This is a genomic window from Psychrobacter sp. T6-1 (assembly GCF_052258445.1).
The window spans coordinates 1-4182 of the sequence record NZ_JBQQFC010000219.1; the positions used below are offsets into that span (position 1 = coordinate 1).

Consider the following 4182-nt stretch of genomic DNA (forward strand, 5'->3'; position numbering starts at 1 on the left):
GCTCTATATAAGCAGTGTGTTGCAAGTCTAGCTAAGGTCTAGACATTATCTTCGACTTGCGCCGTGTCTGGAACACAGCTTTGATAAACTAGCAGCGATCAGCAGTGCCATGGTTGAATGTTCAACACGCCCTAATGTTGTATTTAAAGACTGCCAAATTATATATCATTGCAGCAAGAGCAGGTAATAATTGAGCAACAAAATACCTTTGAAACATTTTGAAATATCTATTTAAAATCAGCTATTTACTCGCTGTAATGACAGATTGTAGCAACCTTAATTAGCACAATATGCACAAAGCACACTTACACTATCAACAGACTATATAGAGATACTTGCTATAATTACTCATAAGTTAAAAGTACTGACAACAACAAGAATAGTCATAAAATAAGTATAAGGTGCATTGTCAGTTTACAAATAACAGAAAATATAAAGAAGGAGTCAGATTTGGCTAAGTTAGTAAAGTTACATCGTTCTACCAACAACCGTATGATTGCAGGTGTGATGGGCGGCATTGCAGAGTACCTTGGATGGTCGCCTACGTGGATACGAGTATTGTTTGTTTTAGTATCAACTTTGAGCGCTGCAGTACCTGGTATTTTAATCTATGTGATTCTTTGGATTATTATGCCAAAAGCAAGTAGTCAATCTTATCAGTAAGCTAAGCATCATTAATAAAACGTACAACCTATAAAAAAATAAAATCCTGACCAAACAGGGTGCCTGATATACTTTTCCTCCTGCCCAGATGTTCATTCATCTGGGTATTTTTTTGCTTAGATTTTGTTATGTTCAATATAATTAATAGGTTCTTTAACTATAAATATAGTTGCCGTAAATATAGATAAAATCATCAATTTTTAGTAAGGTGAGCACACTATAACTTGGCAGCAAAAAACTGTGCAAGTTTCTATACTTTAAACATCCTCATTCATAGTGATTATTATGACCAGTCAAGATATGACCCAAGACCAAAACACGCAACCGATGACGTTTCAAGATCTGATTTTGACGCTACAAAGCTTTTGGGCGGCAAAAGGCTGCGTTATTTTGCAGCCTTACGATATGGAGATGGGCGCAGGGACGTTTCATACGGCGACGTTTTTGCGCTCTTTAGGGCCTGAGCGCTGGAACGCCGCTTACGTTCAGCCCTCGCGTCGTCCAACAGACGGTCGTTATGGCGACAACCCTAATCGTTTGCAGCATTATTATCAGTTTCAAGTCGTGCTCAAGCCCAATCCGCCCAATATCCAAGAGCTGTACTTGGACTCACTCAGAGCGATCGGTATTGATCCGCTCGTGCATGATGTGCGTTTTGTTGAGGACAATTGGGAGTCGCCTACGCTTGGCGCGTGGGGCCTTGGCTGGGAGATTTGGCTCAACGGTATGGAGGTCACGCAGTTTACTTATTTTCAGCAAGTCGGCGGTATCGAATGCTTCCCCGTGACAGGCGAGATTACTTACGGTCTTGAGCGCCTAGCCATGTATGTGCAAGGTGTTGATAGCGTTTATGATTTGGTCTGGGCCGATGGCGAATTTGGCCGCGTGACTTATGGCGATGTCTTTCACCAAAACGAGGTGGAGCAATCGACCTATAACTTTGAGCACGCAGATGTGCCTATGATGGGGCAGATGTTTGACTTTTATGAGCAGCAAGCAGATAAGCTCGTTGACGTAGGGTTGCCGCTACCTGCTTATGAGATGGTGCTCAAAGCCTCACACGCTTTTAACTTACTCGATGCGCGCGGTGCAATCTCAGTAACCGAGCGTCAGCGCTTTATTTTGCGCGTACGTACGCTGGCACGCAAAGTCGCTTTTGGCTACGTCGAGGCGCGCGCCAAGCTCGGCTTCCCGCTTGCAGATGATGAGCATCGCCAAGCGGCTTTAGATAAGTATTTGCCAAAAGTTGAGAGCGAGTAATAAGCTTGTGGAGCAAAGTATGAATCATTATGGCAGCTGCCTTTGCGGCGGTATTGTGTACCAGATCAGCGGTGACATAACCGATGTTCTAAACTGTCATTGCTCGATGTGTCGCAAGCTGCATAGTAGTGCGTTTCGAACTCGCGGTGTGGTATTGACAAAAGATTGGCAGACGACTCAAGGTCAAGAGCTACTGACGTTTTATGAGTCATCATCAGGTGAGTACAAAGGATTTTGTAGGGTTTGTGGCTCACAGATGTATACCAAGTTTGACGCCAAGCCTGAGGTGCTAGGGTTTCCACTAGGTACTTTAGATAACGATCCGCAAGTTACGCCCCAGCGTCATATCTTTGTTGCTAGTAAAGCGCCTTGGCATAGCATTACAGATGATTTACCGCAAATAGATGAATACTAACACTTTTATATCAATTAAGAATTTATAAAAATAGAGTCCATTATGAGTACCATATTATTTGAATTAGGCTGTGAAGAGCTACCGCCAAAGAGCCTAAAACCCTTACGTAATGCGCTAGAGCATAGTGTTAAAGAGCAATTAGATGAGGCTGATATTACCTTTGATAGTATCAAGGCCTTTGCCGCGCCGCGCCGTTTGGCGATTCAGATTCAGGGTATAGCACAAAGCCAGCCTGATCGCAGCGAGCAAAAACGTGGGCCTGCGATAAAAGCGGCTTTCGATAGCGATGGTAATCCGACACGCGCGGCGATGGGCTTTGCCAAAGGATTAGGTATCGAGGCCAGTGAGCTTATCACTATCAATACTGACAAAGGCGATTATGTCGGCTATGAGCAATTAATACAGGGCCGCGCGACGACAGAGCTATTACCTGGTATCTTTCAAACGGCATTAGATAACTTGCCGATTGCCAAGCGTATGCGCGCAGGTAGCAGTCGCGAGGAATTTGTTCGCCCTGTGCAGTGGGTAGTATTGATGCAGGATGACACGGTGATTGAGGCGACGATTCAAGGCCACAATACGAGCAATCAAACGCGCGGTCATCGCTTTCATAGTCCTGAGTACTACGCTATTACTCATGCTAATGACTATGAGGGCTTATTAAAAGGGCTCAAAGTCGTTGCAGATTTTGATACCCGTCAGATGCTAATCAAAAACCAAGTTAAAACATTAGCTGATGAGGTCAATGCTAATGCTATTATTCCGCAGGATTTACTAGATGAAGTGACTGCTTTAGTAGATTTCCCAATTGCCCTGCGCGCAAGTTTTGAGCCGCGCTTTTTGCAAGTACCGCAAGAGGCGCTGATCTCTACCATGCAGGCGGATCAAAAGTACTTTTGCTTAACGGACAAACAAGGCAAATTGCAGCCTTACTTTATCTTTATCACCAATATCGAATCAAAAGATCCCAATCAAATCATCGAAGGGAACGAAAAAGTGGTGCGCCCGCGCCTGGCCGATGCTGAGTTCTTCTTTTTGCAAGATCAAAAACAGCCGTTGTTTGCACTGACGGAAAGTCTAAAAACACGGGTGTTCCAAGATAAGCTTGGGACGATTTGGGAAAAATCTGAGCGTATTGCTAAACTTGCCGCTTTTATCGCCACTTTGATGCAAGAGCAAGGCCATACCATAGATATCAATGAGACGGTACGGGCAGCGATACTGTCTAAAGCAGATTTGGCCAGCTCACTGGTGGGTGAGTATCCTGAATTGCAGGGTATTGCAGGTACTTATTACGCGCGTTTGAATGGTGAGCCAGAAGCTGTCGCAGCCGCTATTGAGGAGCAGTATCTGCCCAAATTCAGCGGCGACGAGTTGCCGCAAACCGCGATTGGTATTTGCTTAGCATTGGCAGATCGTTTAGATACCTTAGTCGGTATCTTTGCGATAGATCAAGCGCCGACGGGTTCAAAAGATCCATTTAGCTTACGCCGCTCAGCTATCGGTATTTTGCGTATATTGATCGAAAAGCAGTTACCGATTAATCTGGTGGCGCTCGTTGAGCAAGCGATTAAAGGCTATAGCGATAAGAGCGGCAGCAAAATTGCCAAAATGGGTGATGCTTTTACTCAAGTCATGACCTTTTTGAACTCGCGCTATCGGGCAATGTATACCGAGCAAGGCGTCAGCGTCGATACCATTCAAGCAGTGCAAGCGATCAACCCGCACATGCCGCTTGATTTTGATCAACGTATTCGCGCGGTACAAGCTTTTAGTGAGCTGCCTCAAGCGGGTATGCTTGCAGAATCTAACAAGCGCGTGGCAAATATTTTGGCCAAGTCTGA

4 protein-coding genes are annotated in these 4182 nt (G+C 44.8%); all 4 read left to right on the forward strand.

Annotated elements, in window-relative coordinates:
• Window positions 1-450 precede the first annotated feature (450 nt).
• Window positions 451-663 carry a PspC domain-containing protein gene (locus ACTXGO_RS10435; protein WP_317199141.1) on the forward strand — a complete coding sequence of 71 codons (213 nt, stop codon included), beginning with the start codon at window positions 451-453 and terminating at the stop codon, window positions 661-663.
• A gap of 285 nt (window positions 664-948) precedes the next feature.
• Entirely contained in the window at window positions 949-1923 is a 975-nt protein-coding gene (glyQ, locus tag ACTXGO_RS10440; protein ID WP_443542975.1) for a glycine--tRNA ligase subunit alpha, read from the forward strand.
• Between the two features lie 19 nt (window positions 1924-1942).
• On the forward strand, window positions 1943-2338 hold the full coding sequence (locus tag ACTXGO_RS10445) for a GFA family protein (RefSeq protein WP_435949576.1): 396 nt from the start codon (window positions 1943-1945) through the stop codon (window positions 2336-2338).
• Window positions 2339-2380: 42 nt separating this feature from the next.
• Window positions 2381-4182 (forward strand): glycine--tRNA ligase subunit beta (gene glyS / locus ACTXGO_RS10450; protein WP_443574394.1); only part of this gene is annotated, 1802 nt, incomplete at its 3' end.